At 72.0% G+C, this 17,824-nt stretch carries 15 protein-coding genes; 8 read left to right on the forward strand and 7 right to left on the reverse strand.

Features of this window, described 5'->3' with window-relative positions:
- On the forward strand, positions 1–391 hold a 391-nt coding region (locus ACWCSV_RS30810), incomplete at its 5' end, for a pentapeptide repeat-containing protein (RefSeq protein WP_451147846.1).
- 66 nt (positions 392–457) lie between these two features.
- Here ACWCSV_RS30810 and ACWCSV_RS30815 read toward each other — a convergent pair.
- Positions 458–1,135: an NADPH-dependent F420 reductase gene (locus tag ACWCSV_RS30815; RefSeq protein WP_451147910.1), complete on the reverse strand. Its 678-nt coding sequence runs from the start codon at positions 1,133–1,135 to the stop codon at positions 458–460.
- Between the two features lie 166 nt (positions 1,136–1,301).
- On the opposite strand from ACWCSV_RS30815, the gene ACWCSV_RS30820 reads away from it, so the two are divergent.
- From ACWCSV_RS30820 to ACWCSV_RS30835, 4 genes are all read left to right on the forward strand, one after another.
- Positions 1,302–1,853, forward strand: a complete 552-nt coding sequence (locus tag ACWCSV_RS30820; protein ID WP_451147848.1) for a GH25 family lysozyme — start codon at positions 1,302–1,304, stop codon at positions 1,851–1,853.
- A gap of 177 nt (positions 1,854–2,030) precedes the next feature.
- Positions 2,031–3,044, forward strand: coding sequence for an alcohol dehydrogenase AdhP (gene adhP, locus ACWCSV_RS30825; RefSeq protein ID WP_451147850.1), 1,014 nt, complete (start codon positions 2,031–2,033; stop codon positions 3,042–3,044).
- 194 nt (positions 3,045–3,238) lie between these two features.
- Positions 3,239–4,969, forward strand: a complete 1,731-nt coding sequence (gene ctaD / locus ACWCSV_RS30830) for an aa3-type cytochrome oxidase subunit I (RefSeq protein WP_451147852.1) — start codon at positions 3,239–3,241, stop codon at positions 4,967–4,969.
- 45 nt (positions 4,970–5,014) lie between these two features.
- Positions 5,015–5,356, forward strand: coding sequence for a hypothetical protein (locus ACWCSV_RS30835; protein WP_451147854.1), 342 nt, complete (start codon positions 5,015–5,017; stop codon positions 5,354–5,356).
- A gap of 64 nt (positions 5,357–5,420) precedes the next feature.
- On the opposite strand, the gene ACWCSV_RS30840 is transcribed toward ACWCSV_RS30835, so the two are convergent.
- Complete coding sequence (locus ACWCSV_RS30840) at positions 5,421–7,238, reverse strand: FUSC family protein (protein ID WP_451147912.1); 1,818 nt, start codon at positions 7,236–7,238, stop codon at positions 5,421–5,423.
- 331 nt (positions 7,239–7,569) lie between these two features.
- Complete coding sequence (locus ACWCSV_RS30845) at positions 7,570–7,770, reverse strand: antitoxin (RefSeq protein WP_451147856.1); 201 nt, start codon at positions 7,768–7,770, stop codon at positions 7,570–7,572.
- Positions 7,771–8,223: 453 nt separating this feature from the next.
- Between ACWCSV_RS30845 and ACWCSV_RS30850 the strand changes: the two genes are divergently transcribed.
- Positions 8,224–9,492 (forward strand): D-arabinono-1,4-lactone oxidase, encoded by a 1,269-nt coding sequence (locus tag ACWCSV_RS30850; protein ID WP_451147858.1) that lies wholly within the window; start codon positions 8,224–8,226, stop codon positions 9,490–9,492.
- A 21-nt stretch (positions 9,493–9,513) separates the two neighbouring features.
- Here ACWCSV_RS30850 and ACWCSV_RS30855 read toward each other — a convergent pair whose 3' ends face one another.
- Complete coding sequence (locus ACWCSV_RS30855) at positions 9,514–10,521, reverse strand: MASE1 domain-containing protein (RefSeq protein ID WP_451147914.1); 1,008 nt, start codon at positions 10,519–10,521, stop codon at positions 9,514–9,516.
- Between the two features lie 58 nt (positions 10,522–10,579).
- Positions 10,580–11,407: a PP2C family protein-serine/threonine phosphatase gene (locus ACWCSV_RS30860; protein WP_451147860.1), complete on the reverse strand. Its 828-nt coding sequence runs from the start codon at positions 11,405–11,407 to the stop codon at positions 10,580–10,582.
- Positions 11,408–11,697: 290 nt separating this feature from the next.
- Between ACWCSV_RS30860 and ACWCSV_RS30865 the strand changes: the two genes are divergently transcribed.
- The gene (locus tag ACWCSV_RS30865; RefSeq protein ID WP_451147862.1) at positions 11,698–12,489 is read left to right on the forward strand and encodes an acyl-CoA thioester hydrolase/BAAT C-terminal domain-containing protein; all 792 of its coding nucleotides are present in this window, start codon (positions 11,698–11,700) and stop codon (positions 12,487–12,489) included.
- A 23-nt stretch (positions 12,490–12,512) separates the two neighbouring features.
- Here ACWCSV_RS30865 and ACWCSV_RS30870 read toward each other — a convergent pair whose 3' ends face one another.
- Positions 12,513–13,781, reverse strand: a complete 1,269-nt coding sequence (locus ACWCSV_RS30870; RefSeq protein ID WP_451147864.1) for an amidohydrolase family protein — start codon at positions 13,779–13,781, stop codon at positions 12,513–12,515.
- A 278-nt stretch (positions 13,782–14,059) separates the two neighbouring features.
- Here ACWCSV_RS30870 and ACWCSV_RS30875 point away from each other — a divergent pair, with 278 nt between their 5' ends.
- Positions 14,060–15,688 carry a family 43 glycosylhydrolase gene (locus ACWCSV_RS30875; RefSeq protein ID WP_451147866.1) on the forward strand — a complete coding sequence of 543 codons (1,629 nt, stop codon included), beginning with the start codon at positions 14,060–14,062 and terminating at the stop codon, positions 15,686–15,688.
- A gap of 422 nt (positions 15,689–16,110) precedes the next feature.
- Here ACWCSV_RS30875 and ACWCSV_RS30880 read toward each other — a convergent pair whose 3' ends face one another.
- Entirely contained in the window at positions 16,111–17,736 is a 1,626-nt protein-coding gene (locus ACWCSV_RS30880) for a CehA/McbA family metallohydrolase (RefSeq protein WP_451147868.1), read from the reverse strand.
- Positions 17,737–17,824 lie beyond the last annotated feature (88 nt).

A 17,824-nucleotide genomic window follows, 5' to 3' on the forward strand; every position in this document is an offset into this window, starting at 1 on the left:
GACGGACATGAACACGGATCCCGCGCGGGCACCTGCCAGGGCCCCGCACGGCCCCGTCGGCTCAGCCTCTGCCGCGCCGCATCCGGCGGGCCAGCCGGCCGGCCGCCCCGGAAAGGGGCGTGCGGGCGGTGATCTCTTCGGGGCCCGGCTCCGGGGTGCGGACCTACGGGGCGCCGACACGCGGTCGGCATGCCTGGTCGCGGCCGACCTCACCGGCGCGGACCTGAGTGCCGCGGACGCGCTCGGAGCGGACCTCCGCGACACCCGGCTCTCACGCGCCGACCTGACGGCGACTCTCTTCCTGACCCAGGTCCAGCTCAACGCGGCTCAGGGCGACGGGGCGACGAAGACCCCGCCGTCGCTCACCCGCCCCGCCCACTGGGACGTGTGACGACGACCGGTACGGCGCTCGTCCCGCCGCGCCTCACCGGCCATCGACGACGCGCCGCGCCACGGCTCAGGCCCGCCACTCCGCGGTGCGCTCGGGCGAGGCTGCGGCCAGCGCCTCGCGAACGGTTCCGCGGTCGCCCCGGATGCCGTAGACGGGCGTGCCGGGCTGCTGGCGCCACGACTCGTCCAGAGAGCCGGCGTCCACCGTGTCGAACCCCAGCTCGTCGATGAGTTCCCGGACGACCCGCTTCGCCTCTTCGTCGTCCCCGGCCACGGGTAGCGCCTGCCGTCCGGGCGTCCCCGGCGCGAGACCCCGGTCCAGGAGATCCTGGGCGAACGTGCCGTTGAAGGCCTTGACCACCGGGTGCCCGATCCGGCGCTCCGTCCAACGGCTCTCGGGCAGCCCCTCCTCGATCTCCTCGATCCGGCCGTCCCGCTGCTGCGGATAGTAGTTGCCGGTATCGATGACGACGGCCCCGTCGGCCACGTGGTCCAGGAAACCGGCGGGCAGGTCCGGGACGGACTTCAGTGGCACGGTGACCACGACGATCCGCGCGCCGCGCGCCGCTTCCGAGGCCTTCGCCGCGGTGGCGCCTGTCTCCGAGACGAGGGATTCGAGGGTCTCCGGGCCACGTGAATTGGCGACGGTCACCGTGTGACCGAGAGCGGTCAGACGCCGGGTCAGGTTGCCGCCGATATGGCCCGCACCGATGATTCCGATCTGCATATGATCCGACCTTTTCAGACAGTGCCGCACAGTGAAGACTGCTCTCCGTCCCCAACCCCCGTGCTCGGCCCGCTATTCCTCGTGAAGAATCGATTCTCCCGCCGGAGGGGAAATGGGGCGGGCCCAGCGGGGGCATGTGAACGGACGAGGACGTACACCCCGCACCTCGCTGGAAGGTGGCCGCATGCTGCACGGAATCGATGTCAGCTCGTACCAGGAGACGTTCGACACGGACGGAGTTGACTTCGTCTTCATCAAAGCGACGGAGGGGCGTTCCTACGTCAATCCGCATCTGGCGGCGCAGGCGAAAAGGGCGCGGGACGCCGGTTGTGTCGTCGGCTTCTACCATTTCCTCTGGCCCGGCAAGGCAGCGGAACAGGTGCGCTTCTTTCTTGCCCGGACGCCGGAGAAATCCGGGGACCTGCTCGCCGTGGACTGGGAGCAGACCGGTGACGGCACCCGGGCCGGCAATGGCGACAAGGACAAGTTCCTCCACGAGTTGAAACGGCTCCGTCCGGACCATCGGGCCCTGCTCTACTGCGGCCGCTCGTTCTGGCTCGACGTCGACAGGACCTCGTACGCGGGCGACGGCCTCTGGATCGCGGACTACGTCGAGCCCGGGGAGCCCCGCATCGAGGCGGACTGGCTCATCCACCAGTACACGGACCATCCGATCGACAAGAACGTGGCGGACTTCGCCTCGCCCGCCGAGCTGCGCAGCTGGGCCGGGGGATAGGCCTGTCTCCGCCGAGGCCTTGGCGCGGTACGGGAAATCCGGGATATCGCTGCTCGCGCAGTACCGCACCGGTCGGACATCGTCCAGGTGGCTTAGTATGTTTTGTGGCACATGTCCGATCCGGTGAGGTGGTGGCTCCCCACGCCTCCGACCCGCCCGGTGAACGGAGGAATGCCCGTGAAAGCCGCCGTGGTCCGCAGTTTCACCGAACCCCTGACCGTGGAGGAGAGGCCCGTCCCGGTCCCCGCGCCGCACCAGGTGCTGGTGCGGATGGAGACCTCCGGCCTCTGCCACACCGACATCCACGCGGCCCGGGGGGACTGGCCCGTCAAACCGGAGCCCCCCTTCGTACCGGGCCACGAGGGCATCGGCGTGGTCGAAGCCGTCGGAGACCAGGTGGACCACCTCTCCGTGGGGGACAGGGTGGCGATTCCCTGGCTCGGCGAGGCCTGCGGCCACTGCGACCACTGCGTGTCCGGCTGGGAGACCCTCTGCCTGGATCAGCGCAACAGCGGCTACTCCGTCGACGGCAGCCACACCGAGTACGCCGTCGCCCACGGCACCTACGTGGTGCCGGTGCCCGAGGGGATCGACCCCCTCGACGCGGCCCCGCTGACCTGTGCGGGGGTGACCACGTACAAGGCGGTGAAGCTCTCGGGCGCCCGGCCGGGCGCGCGGGTCCTCGTCTCCGGCATCGGGGGCCTCGGCCACCTCGCCCTCCAGTACGCGCGGATCTTCGGCGCGGAGACCATCGCCGTCGACGTCACCGACGAGAAGCTGGCACTCGCCCGGGACCTCGGCGCTGACCACGTCGTCGACGCCCGATCCCAGGACGTCGCCGAGGAGACCCAGAAGCTGGGCGGCGCCGACGCGGCCATCTCCCTGGCCGTCAGCAACGAGTCCTTCTCCGCCGCGTACGGATCGCTCCGCCGTGGCGGGACGCTGGTGCTGGTCGCGCTGCCGGCCGAGGGCACGCTCGCGCTACCGGTCTTCGACACCGTCCTGAACGGGATCACGGTGGTCGGTTCGATCGTCGGCACCCGCGAGGACCTCGCCGAGGTCTTCCGGCTGCACCGCCTCGGCCGCACCCGGGTCGTCCGCGAGACCCGGAAGCTCGACGACATCAACCGCTCGATCGGCGAAGTGCTGGACGGAAGGGTGTCCGGCCGGCTCGTCTTCGATCTCCGCTGACGCCCCCCGGGCCGCCGCTCGTCTTCGAAGTCCGCTGACGCCCTTTCGGCGGCGACTCCGCCGCCGTTGGGCCGTTTGAGTGTCCTTGACGCCCGGTGGCGCTCCACCGGGAAGGATGTCCCACAGGGTCGAACCGCGTCGGGCCATTCTGGTCGGCGGGTCCGCAAGGGGCCGTCGATCGAAGGAGCGTCGCAGTGACGACGAGTGGCACCTCAGAACCGGTGGAAAGCGAAGCCGCGTACGCGGACGAATTGCCGGTACGGCGAAAGCAGCCGGGAAACGTCGTCATCAGGTGGCTGACCACCACCGATCACAAGACGATCGGTTCTCTCTACCTGATCACGTCCTTCGCCTTCTTCTGCGTCGGAGGCCTGCTGGCCCTGGTCATGCGGGCCGAGCTGGCCCGGCCGGGCACACAGATCATTTCCAACGAGCAGTACAACCAGTTGTTCACGATGCACGGCACGATCATGCTGCTGATGTTCGCGACGCCGCTCTTCTCCGGCTTCACCAACTGGATCATGCCCCTTCAGATCGGTGCGCCCGACGTGGCGTTCCCGCGGCTGAACATGTTCGCGTACTGGCTGTACCTTTTCGGTTCGCTCATCGCGGTGGGAGGCTTCCTCACCCCCAACGGCGCGGCCGACTTCGGATGGTTCGCGTACAACCCGCTCTCGAACGCGGAACACTCACCGGGCGTGGGCGGTGACCTCTGGATCATGGGACTGGCCTTCTCCGGCTTCGGCACGATCCTCGGCGCCGTCAACTTCATCACCACGATCATCTGCATGCGTGCGCCCGGCATGACGATGTTCCGGATGCCGATCTTCGTGTGGACCGTCCTGCTGACCGGTGTCCTGGTGCTGCTCGCCTTCCCGGTCCTGGCCGCCTCCCTCTTCGCCCTGGAAGCGGACCGCAAGTTCGGAGCACGGATCTTCGACCCGGCAAACGGCGGCTCGCTGCTCTGGCAGCATCTCTTCTGGTTCTTCGGGCATCCCGAGGTCTACATCATCGCCCTGCCGTTCTTCGGCATCGTCAGCGAGGTCATCCCGGTGTTCAGCCGCAAGCCGATCTTCGGCTACGTCGGTCTGATCGCCGCCACGATCGCCATCGCGGGTCTCTCCGTGACGGTGTGGGCGCACCACATGTACGTGACGGGCGGCGTGCTGCTGCCGTTCTTCTCGTTCATGACGTTCCTCATCGCGGTACCGACCGGTGTGAAGTTCTTCAACTGGATCGGCACGATGTGGAAGGGCTCGTTGTCCTTCGAGACGCCGATGCTCTGGGCCACCGGATTCCTCGTCACCTTCCTCTTCGGCGGCCTGACCGGTGTCCTGCTGGCCTCGCCGCCGCTGGACTTCCACGTCTCGGACTCGTATTTCGTCGTCGCGCACTTCCACTACGTCGTCTTCGGCACCGTGGTGTTCGCGATGTTCGCCGGATTCCACTTCTGGTGGCCGAAGTTCACCGGCAAGATGCTGGACGAGCGGCTCGGCAAGATCACGTTCTGGACGCTGTTCGTGGGCTTCCACGGCACGTTCCTGGTGCAGCACTGGCTCGGTGCCGAGGGCATGCCGCGCCGCTACGCGGACTACCTCGCCGCCGACGGCTTCACCGCGCTGAACACGATCTCGACGATCGCCTCGTTCCTGCTGGGACTGTCGATCCTGCCGTTCTTCTACAACGTCTGGAAGACCGCCAAGTACGGCGAGATGGTCGGAGTCGACGACCCGTGGGGCTTCGGCCGTTCGCTGGAGTGGGCCACCTCGTGCCCGCCGCCGCGCCACAACTTCGTCACCCTGCCGCGGATCCGTTCCGAGTCCCCGGCGTTCGACCTGCACCACCCGTACGTCCGGGCGCTCGACGACGCGACCAACGTCCCCGACGCGTCGGTGACCATCGCCCCCGGGGACAAGCAGCAGTAGACGGTATCCGCCCGTCCACGCCCGCTGCCACGAGAAGAGGAATCCGTGAAACCCGATCCGGACTGCGCCCGGGGCCTGGCCCGCATGGAGGGCTACCTCCTGTGGAACGCCGAGGTCGAAGAAGCACGCCGCCGCGCGGGGCACTTCACCGACCAGCTGCCCTGGCTCACCACCGCGCAGCGCGAGGACGTGGAACGCGTCTACGTCACCGACCGGGTGGCCGTCTGCCGTGAGTCGTTCAGCCGGGTCGCCGGGCGGGCCGTCGAACTCCGCGCCGAGTACACCGAGCGCTACGAACAGCTCAGGAAGCGCTGCGTGGCCCTGTCGGTCGCCGGGGCCGGAGCGGTGACGGGCGCCTTCGCCGCGCTGACCCTGCTCACCCGCTGACCCGGCCCGCCACACGTCCCGCCGCGGGCACCACGCCCGCGGCGGGACGCGGCACATCGCACGTTCACGCCGCCACCGGTGCCCCCGCCCGCTCCGGGGGGAACACCTCCGCCTGCGCGGCGTCCAGAGCGGACAGCCGGGCTGTCAGCCGGTCCGCGTACGAGCGGGACAGCCCGGCCGGTCGGCCGTCGAGGTGCACGGCGCAGGCGGTCGTCGTGTCGATCAGCAGCTCCAGTGCCTGGGCGACCTCGGCGGACCCCGCCGTGCGCCGGGCGACCGGCGGCAGCTCGGCGGCCGACAGCTCGATCGCGTTCCGGGCCGCCGCCAGGGACCGGTAGGCGTCCCGGCGCAGATCGCCCCGCCGCTCCCCGTCCCGCGGGTCGTCCAGCACGTGACGGAGATACCGGTGCGCGGCCGAGGTCGCCGTGTCGAGCGCCGAGCGCACCGAGGCCACCCTGTGCCCCGGCATCCGCACGTGGCCGATCACCAGCACCAGCACACACGCCAGCAAGGACTCCACGACGCGTCCGGCGCCGGCGGAGGGCTCACCGGTCAGCGCCACCAGCGAGAGCACGAGCACGGTGACGACCGCGGTCTGGGCCGCGAAGTGCCGGCTGGCCACGGGGACGAGCGCCCCGCACACCGCGACCGCTCCCACCGCGACCGCCGGCCCGGCGAACGGCGCGAGCAGCAGGGCGAAGAACGCGGCTCCCGCCACCGTCCCGACCGCCCGGCACAGCACCCGGGAGGCCAGCGGACCGAGGTCGGGCTTGACCAGGAACACCGCGGTCGCCGGCAGCCAGTACCAGTGGTCGTGCCGGAGCACCTGGGCGAGTACGGTGCTCGTCCCGCAGCACAGGGCGACCCGGATCCCGTACGCCCGCCCGGCCGGGCCGAAGGCGCGCCGCAGCAGGGACGTACGGCCGGACGCTCCGCCGGTCCGCAGTCTGCGGCCCTCGCGGTTGTCGAAATCGGCGGCGGCGCGCAGCAGCGCCTCGTCGAGCGCACGCAGTCCCGATCCGGACCGGGCCGGCGCGGGAAGCGCACCGCAGGGGGTGCCCGTGAGGACGGCCCGTGCCAGCCGGTGGGGTCCCCCGGCTATGCGGGCGGGGAGCGGTTCCCCCGCCCAGGCCAGCGCGGTCGCCGCCTCGGCCAGCGGGAACGCGGCGGCGTACTGGGCGTGCAGTCTGCGCTCGGCGGCCGAACTCGCGTGCCGCCGCAGCCTCGGCCCGGACAGCGTGTCCTGCGCGTGGTCGAGCGCGGCGCTCAGAGCCGCGCGCCTGCCCGGCGCCCGGTCGCTTCCCGCTGCCCGCAGCAGATCGGCGACGGCCGTGTACACCGCCGCCACGGCCTCGCGCTCCCCGTCGAGCACGTACGGAGCGCCCCTTCCTGCCCGGGAACGTACCGGGGAGGGCAGCACCAGCCGCAGTACGAGCAGCCACACCGCGCCGACGAGGAAGAGGACCGCGCGCTGCCAGCCGGGCTCGGGCAGCGGCATGCCGGCGCCGATCACGGCCGCCACCAGCAGCTGGGTCCCGCAGGCGGAGGCCACCGGTCCGGTCGAGCTGAGCGCCCCCGCCACGAGCCCCAGCACGCTCAGCGCGAGCGGCATGACCACCAGGGAGCGCCCGCCGCCGGTGAGGTCGCCGAGGCAGGTGCCGAGGAACAGCCCGAAGGAGCCGATCACCGCGGGGAGCCCGAGCCGCAGCACCGCACCGCGGCGGCTGCCCGGCCGGTCGTTGATCCCCGCGAGCAGGGCCCCCAGCGCAGCGGGTACCCCCAGCGAGGGGCGGTCGGCGAGGACCGACAGCAGCAGCGGCAGCACGGCCGGCCCGCCTCGCAGCACGGCACCCCAGGGCACCGGGGCGCGCTGCGTCTTCATGACGTGTCCGAGCCAGCGGGGCAGCGGACGAGGAGGGAGGGGGAAGGCGGGCAAGGAGGTTCGGAACACGGGGCTCCCGTCCAGCGGTGACACGGTGCGCCGGTGGACGTCCTCGGCCTTGGCTTCGTTCACCAAGCGTAGGGGAGCGACATGGAGAACGTGCTACCCGGCCGTTTCCGGAACGTGAAGGCTCACGGACCCCCTCAGCGGGAGAGGCCGGCGGAACGTCCCGCGGGCAGGTGCCCGGACCGCCCGCGACCGTCCCGGCCGGGGGCTTCGCGGGCGGTGACCCGCGGATCACGGGCCGCCCCTGGCGCCGCCGCCGCACGGCCTACCGGCGCGGCGGATTTCCCTCGCCCCGCTCGCCCTCCGCCCCGAACTGCCCCTTGAGGCCGTCCTGAGCCGAGTCGACCTGGCTCCGGTACTTGTTGCCGGTCTTCTTGTCGATCATGTCGCCGCCCTTGTCGACGGCCTTGCCCGCCTGGTCCTCGTGGCCCTTGAGCATCTTCTTGATCTTGTCAATCGCGGACATGACGTGTCCTTTCCGTTGTCGTCCCCCCCGGGTCTTTTCAAGGTTCGCCGCACCGCGCCCGCTCCGCATCCCCGGCCGTACGCCGGGATGCGAAGCCCGCACCGGCGCGGAAGTGTGAACACCGCCCCCCTGGGCAAATACCGGTTGACCAACAGGAGGTGGTGGCAATGGGCCGCATCAGGATCGTCCGCCGTCCGCCGCAGCCCTCGGGGCCGCCCCCGCTCGACCTGCGCACACCGTCCGGCCGGCCGCTTCCCTACTGACAACGCCCCGGAGGTGCCGGACGGCACACCGGCACCCGCCGTCCCGCACCGCGCGACTAAGCTTCGTACGCATGATCGACCACTCTCGCCCCCGCTCGTGTCCCGGGCAGGCAATCGCCGCGTGTCCGCCGGCCGCCCCGCGCCCCACCCCTCGTACGACCCGCCGGGCCGCACGGCGAGTGAGTGCCGCGTGAACGCGCCCGAGCGGAACTGGGCCAAGAACGTCACCTTCGGCGCGCGGCGGGTGCTGACCCCCACGTCCGTCGAAGAGCTGCGCGACATCGTGGGATCGGCCACCGAGCTCCGCGCGCTTGGCACCAGACACTCCTTCAACGCGATCGCCGACACGCGGGGTGACCTGGTCTCCGTCGCGGGGCTGCCCCAGGTGGTCGACATCGACTCCGCCGCCCGGACCGCCACCGTGAGCGCCGGCCTGCGGTTCGGGGAGCTGACCGGAACCCTGCACGGGAGCGGCTTCGCACTCCACAACCTCGGCTCCCTGCCGCACATCTCGGTCGCCGGAGCCTGCGCCACCGGAACCCACGGTTCCGGCATCGGCAACCGTTCGCTGGCCGGAGCGGTCCGCGCCGTGGAACTCGTCCGCGCGGACGGCTCCCTCACCACGGTGGAGCGCGGTCACCCCGACTTCCCCGGCACGGTGGTGTCGCTCGGCGCGCTCGGTGTCGTCACCCGGCTCACCCTCGACCTGGTCCCCACCTTCGACGTCCGGCAATGGGTCTACGAAGACCTGCCCCGCGACCAGGCGGTGCACGGGTTCGACGAGATCATGGCCGAGGGCTACAGCGTCAGCCTCTTCACGAGCTGGCGCGACCGGCCGGTCGACCAGGTGTGGGTGAAGCGTGCCGTCCATGGCGAGGACGCGCACGAGGCCTCCGCCGAGTGGCGCGGCGCGGTGCTCGCCGACGGCCCCCGCCACCCGGTTCCCGGCATGCCCGCCGCGAACTGCACCCAGCAGCAGGGGGTGCGCGGCCCCTGGTACGAGCGGCTGCCGCACTTCCGCCTCGAATTCACTCCGAGCAGCGGTGACGAACTGCAGTCGGAGTACTTCGTGGCGCGGAGCGACGCGCCCGCGGCCTTCGAGGCGCTGGACCGCATCCGCGACCGCATCGCGCCCCACCTGCTGATCTCCGAGATCCGGACGATCGCCGCCGACGACCTCTGGCTGAGCCCCGCCCGGGGCCGCGACTCCGTGGCCTTCCACTTCACCTGGAAGCCGGACACGGAGGCCGTCACCCCGGTCCTGCACGCCGTCGAGGAAGCGCTGGCACCCTTCGGCGCGAGGCCCCACTGGGGCAAGGTCTTCCCCATGGGCCCCGGCGACCTGCGGGGCCTGTACCCCGACTGGGACCGCTTCGACGAGCTCGCCGCCCGCCACGACCCCGAGGGAGTTTTCCGCAACGACTTCCTGCGCCGGTTCTTCCCCCGGTCCGGCGACTGACCCCGCGCCCGGTCGTCCGCCTCAGCCGAGCTCCGGCCGGATCGCCACGCGCTCGCCGGAGGCGGGCCTCCGGGCGCGGCGGTCCGACCGGGGCGTCAGCTCCTCGACCAGCTCAGCCAGCTCCACACAGGCGTGCTCCATCTCGCGGCGGATGTTCAGCTGCTCCGTGACGACCGCCGACAGCAGCAGCGAGGTGAGCGTCACCGAGCCGTTGAGGAGGGCGAGGTTGAGCATCACTTCCAGGATCTCGTGCCCCCGGAACGGCCCGGCCTGGTGCGTCGCCGAGATCACCGCGAGTACGGAGAGCAGCAGGGCGCAGGGAGCGCTGCCGGGCAGCTGGAAGCGGAGCGCCGCCCAGATGAGGACGGGGAACACCAGGTAGAGCATGGCGAGTGTGCTCGTCGTCGCCAGCAGGGAGACGCCCGTCATGACGACGAACAGGGCGAGGGCCTCCAGCCAGCGGTCCGTGGCCCGGGGCATCCGCGCCCGGCGCAGGACCAGCAGGAGGGGCGTCACGACGAGCACGCCCATCACGTCCCCGGCCCACCAGCACGCCCAGACCGGCCAGAACCTCTCCAGCGGCAGCTTCTCGGTCAGGACCAGCGTGAGGCACCCGAGCATGGAGCTGACCAGCATCCCCGTGAAGGCACCCAGGAACACCAGCGCGGCCCCGTCCCGCAGCCGGTCCAGCTCCTCCCGGAAACCCACCGACCGCAGAGCCGCGTAGGCGCACAGCGGCGCGAGCGTGTTGCCGGCCAGGATGCCGAGCCCCAGGGGTGAGAACGAGCCACTGATGGTGACCGTGGTGAACAGGGCGCCGAGCGCGATGCCGCGCCAGATCCGTACGCCGAAGTGCAGCAGAGCGGCCAGCGCCACGCCGGTGGGAGGCCACAGGGGCGTCACGACCGACTGGTACGCCTCCACCCGGCGCAGCAGCCCCAGACGGCCGGACAGGTAGTACACGGCGGCGACGCCCAGGAGCTGGGCGGTGGCCACGGCCCGGCGTCTGGCCTTCTCGCTGCGGATCACAGATGCCATCAGACACCGGCCCCCCGGGCGACACCCGCGGTGACACGCGCGGTGTGCGTCAGCCGGCGGGTGCGCCGCCGTGGCGGAGAACGAGAAAGGCCACGTCGTCCTCGTGGCCCGTCATGTCCGCGGCCCCGAGGACCGTCTGGGCGAGCTCTTCGGCGGAGGCGCTCACGTGGTCGCTCACCAGTCGGCGTATCGCTTCGAGACCCTCGTCGAGATCCAGGGAAGGGCCCTCGACGAGTCCGTCCGTCAGGAGGACGATCGCGCCGGGCACGTCCAGCGAGCGCCGGGCGACGGGGTACACCTCCCCGCTCTGGATGCCCAGGGGCAGTCCGCCCGGGTCCTCCACGACCCCCGACCTGCCGTCGACGGTCGCCCACACGCTCGCCACGTGGCCCGCGCGGGCGGAGTGGAGCTCGTGGGTGGCCGGATCCACCCGCAGAAAGGTGCAGGTGGCGAAGAGGGGCGCCGTGAACGACATCAGCAGATCGTTGGTACGGCGCATGACCTCGCCCGGGTCCGAGGTACTGCCCGCGATCGCCCGCATCGCGATCCTGATCTGCCCCATGACCGCCGCCGCCTCGACGTCGTGCCCCTGGACGTCACCGATCGCGAAGCCGAGCGTGCCGTCCGGCAGCACGAACCCGTCGTACCAGTCGCCGCCGATGTCCAGCCCGTGGTGGGTCGGCTGGTAGCGGGCCGCGGCCTGCAGACCGGGGACCGAGGGCAGCGCGCCCGGAAGCATGGTGCGCTGGAGCGCCTCGGCGAGTTCGACCCGGGCCTGGTGGAGCTCCACCTCCCGCCGCGCGCGGGCGGTGAGCTGCTGCAGGGTACCGAGAAGATCCGCGGCGCTCGCTGGGGCGGGATTCCTCCGGCGGGTCATCGGCTGCTCCCGTGCACATCGGTCACTGCAGAGTATTTTGCGCGGGCCGGTCCGGCTACCCGGCGGCGTACGACCGGCCGGAGCGTCCGGCACGGTCCGCTCGCCGCCGCCCGGCCCCGGCACCGTACGATCCGGTCCTGAGCCGCCCGGACCCCGCGGCCCGCGGGGCTCGCCGGCGGGAGGGACGCGTACGGGAGGGGTAGTCATGGACGTGCACGAGCGGGAACTGGACACTCCGTGGGAGGGAGTCCTCGTGTTCTCCCCCCGGAGGGAGCGAGTGTGCCGTCCTGGTGCTGGCCGGATCCAGCGGCCGGGTGGAGCGGGACCGGGCGCGGCTGCTCGCCGGACAGGGGCTGACCGCACTCGCGATGCGCTGGTTCGGCGGGCCCGGCCAGCCGCCCGGCATCTGCGAGATACCCCTGGAGACCTTCACCGACGCCGTCGGAGTACTGCGATCCACCGGCGCGTCGCGGATCGCGATACTCGGGGTCTCCAAAGGGGCCGAAGCAGCCCTGCTCACCGCCGTGCGCGACCCTCGGGTGGACCTGGTGGTCGCGTTGTCGCCGACCGACTCCGTCTGGTGCAACGTGGGACCGGGCCACGACGGCAGGCGCCACCCGTACCGCTCCTCGTGGACCTGGCGGGGAGAGGCGCTGCCCTTCCTCCCCATGGACGACTCCTGGACACCCACGAGCCCCGCCGGCGAGCCGGTCGCCGTCACCGGGTGGTACGAACTCAGCCGCCGCACCTTCGGCCACCTGCTCCCCGGAGCTGCGATCCCCGTGGAACACGCCCGCGCGGACATCGTCCTCGTCGCCGGCGGCGACGACGCGATGTGGCCCTCCCTCCCGGCCGCCGAACGGCTGGCCGCCCGGCGGCGCGCGGCGCGTGCGAGCGTCAAGGTGATCAGCCGTGCCGACGCCGGCCACCGCCCCCGGTTCCCCGGCGAGAGCGCCCTGCCGGCGTCCCCGGAACATCTCCACGGCGGCACCCCCGAAGCGGACGCGCTGCTGGGAGCGGAGGCCTGGCCGCTGATCGTCTCCGCACTCCGGGGAACCCCCGCCGCCCGGCCCGGCGGCTGACCGCCGGGCCGGTTCGCCGTCCCTCAGGCCAGCCGGTTCCGGTGGACCCGGCCGTCCTTGACGATGACGGCCAGATTCTCCTCGGGCGCGCCGAGCAGGCTCAGATCGTGGGTGGGGTCGCCCTCCACGATCAGCAGGTCGGCCCAGGCACCGACCGTGATCTCGCCGATGCGGGCCGCCTTGTACGGGTCGCGTTCCCCGCAGAGCCGGAAGAGACGGGCGTTGCCCGAGGTGACCATCTTCAGCGCCTCCACGGGCGTGAATCCGAAGGTGCCCGACAGCCGGGTGAGCATCTCGCTCTGGATGGCCGCCCCGGACGGATTCAGCAGAAGGTCCGTTCCGAAGGCGATCTGCGTCCCGGCGGCCCGCGCCCACGCGTAGGTCCGCGCCACCCCGTCGCACACCTGCTTGTTCTTCGCCGTCGACTCCGGCGAGGAGAAGGAGTGGTCGCCCTCCAGGAACGGCTGGGTGCTCAGCCAGACCCGCTCGTCCGTCAGCAGCCGGATCGTCTCCTGCGACGCGAGGTGACCGTGCTCGATGGACTTGATCCCGGCGGCGACCGCACGGCGGATCCCCTCGTCGCTGAAGACGTGCGCGCTGACGTACGTACCCCAGTCGGCGGCCGCCTCGACCGCCGCGCGCAGTTCGTCCACCGTGTACTGCACCACGTCCAGCGGGTCGTGCGCCGAAGTCACCCCGCCGCCGGCCATCACCTTGATCTGGGTGGCGCCCCGCTTCAGCTGCTCGCGGGCGGCCGCGAGCACTTGGTCCCGGCCGTCGGCGACCCGCATGAAACCGATCCCCTCGGCCCGCGACGGCGCGCCGCGGAACGTCGTGGCGTCGTCGTACGCGCAGGAGAAGTCGCCGTGCCCCGAGGTCTGCGAGAGCGCCGCCTGACTGGGATAGATCCGTGGGCCGGCAAAGGCGCCCGCGTCCAGGACCTCCCGCAGCGCGGTGACGTCCCCGCCCATGTCCCGCACGGAGGTGAAGCCCCGCATGAGCATCCGGCCCGCCTCGGCCAGCGCCCGGTAGTAGCCCGAGCCGGTGCTGCCCATGGCCAGTCCCACCTCGGTGTTCCCGGCGGCGAAGAGGTGCACGTGCGCATCGGTCAGCCCCGGCATGAGCACGCGTCCGCCCCCCTCGACGACCAGCGCGTCCGCCGGCGGCGGCGTGCCGCCACCGATCGCGGCGATCCTGCGGTCTTCGACGAGCACCGACCGAGGTTCGGAGAGCTCGCTGTTCAGCCCGTCGAAAATGCGGACGTCACGGATCAGGACCGGTACGGAGCCCATGGGGTTCCTCTCTCTGCGGACGGAGGGCGCCGAAGGCGAAGGACGCCTGCCGCGCCCCGGCGAGGACCCGGAGAACCGGGCCGGTCCCTCTGCCTACCGCGTGCCTTTTGTTGTGAAACATCCCCTTCCGGGAGAGAGGTGACGAGTGGCCGGACTCCGCCGCGGCCCTGCCCGGCCGAGTGGCGGACGGTTGTCGATGCGTCTGTTCGACGCTACGTTCCCCCTTGATCATCAGGAGCCCGGACCTCCCGGGGACGGAGCGGAAGGCTGAGAAGCGCGTGCGAGACGGATCTGCCCAGGTCGTACGGAACCCCGTGCTGCCCGGTTCCCACCCCGATCCCTCGATCGTGCGGGTCGGCGACGACTACTACCTCGCGACCTCGACGTTCGAATGGTGTCCGGGCGTCCGCCTGCACCATTCCCGGGACCTGGTCCACTGGGAGCCTCTGGGCGGGGCGCTCGCCGGCCCGCCGGCGCTCGACCTGACCGGATGTCCCGACTCCGGCGGCGTCTGGGCTCCCAGCCTGAGCCATGCCGACGGTCTGTTCCACCTCGTCTACAGCAACGTGTCGACGTACACCGGCGGTTTCTCCGACGCCCCCAACCACCTCGTCACCGCTCCCTCGGTCCACGGCCCCTGGTCCGAGCCGGTCCCGCTGCACGCGCGCGGCTTCGACGCGTCCCTCTTCCACGACGGCCCCGACAGCTGGCTGATCAACCTCGTCCACGACTGGCGGCCCGGGCACGGCGGGTCCGCCGGCCTGGAAGCGACCCGCTACGACCGCGCGGCCCGCGCCCTGAAAGGCGACCCCGTCCTCATCGGCCTGCCTCCCGGGGACAGCTGGATCGAGGGCCCCAACCTCTACCGCGTCGGCGACTGGTACTACCTGCTGACGGCCGACGGCGGCACCGGCTACGACCACCAGGTGACCGTCTCCCGCTCCCGTACTCCGACCGGCCCGTACGAACGGGATCCGGACGGCCCGCTCATCACCGCACGCCACCGCCCGGACCAGCCCCTGCAGAAGGCCGGTCACGGCAGCCTCGTGACCACGCCCGCGGGTGAGACGTACCTGGCCTACCTCGTGGCCCGCCCGCTCGGCCGGCACGGGCCGTGCGTCCTGGGCCGGGAGACGGCCCTGGCACCCGTGACCTGGACTCCCGACGACTGGCCCCGCGTCCCGACGGGCGAACCGGCCCTGGAAGTGGCCGCCCCCGCCTCCCTGCGGAGCGAGCCCCTCCCGGAGAAGGCCCCGGCCCCGGGCGCCCACCTCGCCGACGACTTCGACCGGCCCGCCCTGGGGGCGCAGTGGTCCACGCTCCGGCGCCCCGCGGCACCGGAGTGGCTGTCGCTCACCGACCGCCCCTCCCACCTGAGGATCCGGGGAGGCCGCGCCCCGCACAGCCTCGTCGGGCCGAGCCTGGTGGCCCAGCGGGTGACCGCACCCCGCTGCTCCTTCGAAGCCACCATGGAGTACCGCCCCGAGGCCTTCCAGCACCTCGCCGGGATCACCGCGTACTACAACACCCGCAACTGGTACTACCTGTACGTCACCGCCGACGACGAGGGCCGCCCCGTTCTGCGCAGGGCGAGCAGTGACCGGGGCGTACTGACCGTCGACGAGGCCGGCGGGATTCCCCTCGACGGCATCGCCAGGCTGCGCCTGGGGTGCGAGCTGGACGGCGGGGAACTGCGCTTCCACTACGACACCGGCTCGGGCCGGCGTCCGGTCGGCGAGGCGGCCGACGCCACCGTGCTCTCCGACGAGCACGCCGAGGACGTCCACGACGGGCAGGTCCGGGCCATGGGCTTCACGGGTGCCTTCGTCGGCCTGTGGGTCTGGGACCTCACCGGACGAGGCCACCACGCGGACTACGACGGGGCGACGTTCACGGCCGGAGGGTGAGCGGGGCCCGGCAGCAGGGCCCCGTCCGGTCTCCGTGCAGGCGGCCGACGGCCGCAGCCATGGCTCGGACCACTACGCCCTGAGCCGGTGGGCGTACATCGGCGAACTCCTCTTCCGGGGCGGCTCGGCCGGCGAGGGGCTGGCTGACCCTCGCGCCCAACGCCCCCGTCGTGGACGCCGCCCACCGCAACGGCGTACCGGTCCTCGCCACCGACTTCCTCCCACCGGTCCACCACGGCGGTGACCTGCGCTGGACCCGAGAAACTGGTGCAGGACGCGGCGCCGGAGCTCACCGACGCGGGCGCGGCTCTCGCGCTTCGCCCGTTCGAGCTGGTCACCCTGCGGCTCGCCCGCCGCTGACGAGCGGCGTGGGGACCGGTCCGCACCGGTTCCCACGCCCGCGGGCTCCCCGCGTCCTGCCGTCAGCGCCCCGACGTCTTCAGGAAGACCGGGTTGGTGAGGGCGGCCATCGGGCCGAACATCAGGGCGTCGCCCATGGTGTTGCCCTGCCCCGCCGAACCGTTCGCCATCGGGTGGCGGACCTCGGCGCGCACGTACGCGGCGAGCGACGTGGTCGTACGCCACACCACCGCGCCCGCACCCTCGGCGCTCAGCGACTCCTGGTGCATCTGGCCCTCGTCGGTGATGAAGCGGACCGTGCCGTTGGGTACGCCCTTCACGTCGAGGCGGACGTCCACCGGCGCGTCGGCGGGCGCCCTGAGGGTCTCGCCGATCCCGGCCTGCCGCGCGTCGCCGCTCACGGTGAAGGTCAGCTCCACCGCGGCGGACTCGGCGATCCAGCTGCGCCCGGCGCGGATTCCGTCCATGACCGAGTCGGTTCGCAGATCGTCGGCGAGCACCACGTTGTGCGGCAGGCCGATGACCTGCGGGGTGCTGTGCGCGTCGCTGTTGCCCATGGCCGGCACCCAGCGGCCGCCCGCGCGCACCGCCTCGCCGATCTTCTGGTCCCAGGTGCTGACGGCGTGCTCGTCGTCGTACGTCCACGGGCCGGTCCACACCTCGGTGGCGTCCGCGTCGTCGAAGCCGAACTTCCACTGGCTCGCCACGTACGCGCAGTACATGTGGGCGGGCACCACGAGGCCACCGCCGCGTCGCACCTGACGGGCGAAGCGGGGGAAGGCGTCGTCGCGGTTGCGGTAGCGCCAGTCGATCCACTCGCCGGGGGGAAGGCCGAGGGCGAGCCAGTGGCCGTTGCGGGTGGTGACCTCCTCGCCAGTGATGATCAGCAGGTCGGAACCGGCGTACTCGCCCCACACCGCGTGCGCCGACGAGGTGTTGTGGTCGGTGGAGACCATGAAGTCCAGCCGCGCGTCCCGCGCACCGGCCGCCACCTCGGCGGGCAGGCGCTTGCCGTCGGAGTGGACCGTGTGCAGGTGGCAGTCGCCCCGGTACCAGGCACGGCCGCGGCCCCTGGCCCGCTGGGGCGGAAAGCTGCGGGGGGCGGCCGGGCCGGGCTCGCCGTAGGTCAGGGTCACCTGGACCTGGTAGTTCAGCCCCTGCGGCGCGACCTGGTACGGCCCGAGCACGATGTGCCAGGTACCGCGGCCGATCTTGCCCGGAAGATAGCCCGGGGTGGCCTCGCCGTTGCTGATCTCGAAGGAGGTACGGGAACCGCCGGACCATCCCCGGAAGCCCTGCCCGCCCAGGCCGGTGCCGCGCTCGTCGAAGATGCCGATGTCGCAGGAGTTGCCGGGCGTGCCGGAGGGAACCGCGGGCTTGTCGTACGCGTACGAGACGGCGATCTTCCGTACGCCGGACGGGACCTCGACGGGGAGGTAGACGAAGTCGGCCACGCCGGTGGCCAGATGACCGCTGATGACGTGTGTCGCCTCCGAGCTCTGGGGGGCCGGCTGCGCTGCCCCGGCCGGCGGGGCGAACGCCATCGGAGCGAGGGTGAGGGCAGCCGCACCGGCGACGCCCGCCGCCAGCAGCCCGCGGCGCCCCGGCCCGCTCCCGGGTTCGCCGGTCCGTCCGGCGTCGGGGCGGAGGATGTCCGCCTGGTGCTCGCAGTGTCCGTCAAGGCACATGGGTCGTCCTCAGCAAAGTGTGTTCTGGTGAGGGCTGTCCCGGGACAGCCCCTGAAATCCGCTTGTATTCCGACTCTTGGTGATCTTC

The organism is Streptomyces sp. NPDC001770 (genome assembly GCF_053596135.1).

Excerpts from the sequence above, each read along its gene's own strand:
- ACWCSV_RS30820 (WP_451147848.1), top strand. The coding sequence starts at position 1,302 with ATGCTGCACGGAATCGATGTCAGCTCGTACCAGGAGACGTTCGACACG.
- ACWCSV_RS30840 (WP_451147912.1), bottom strand. The coding sequence starts at position 7,238 with ATGAAGACGCAGCGCGCCCCGGTGCCCTGGGGTGCCGTGCTGCGAGGC.
- ACWCSV_RS30845 (WP_451147856.1), bottom strand. The coding sequence starts at position 7,770 with ATGTCCGCGATTGACAAGATCAAGAAGATGCTCAAGGGCCACGAGGAC.
- ACWCSV_RS30860 (WP_451147860.1), bottom strand. The coding sequence starts at position 11,407 with ATGACCCGCCGGAGGAATCCCGCCCCAGCGAGCGCCGCGGATCTTCTC.
- ACWCSV_RS30870 (WP_451147864.1), bottom strand. The coding sequence starts at position 13,781 with ATGGGCTCCGTACCGGTCCTGATCCGTGACGTCCGCATTTTCGACGGG.
- ACWCSV_RS30880 (WP_451147868.1), bottom strand. The coding sequence starts at position 17,736 with ATGTGCCTTGACGGACACTGCGAGCACCAGGCGGACATCCTCCGCCCC.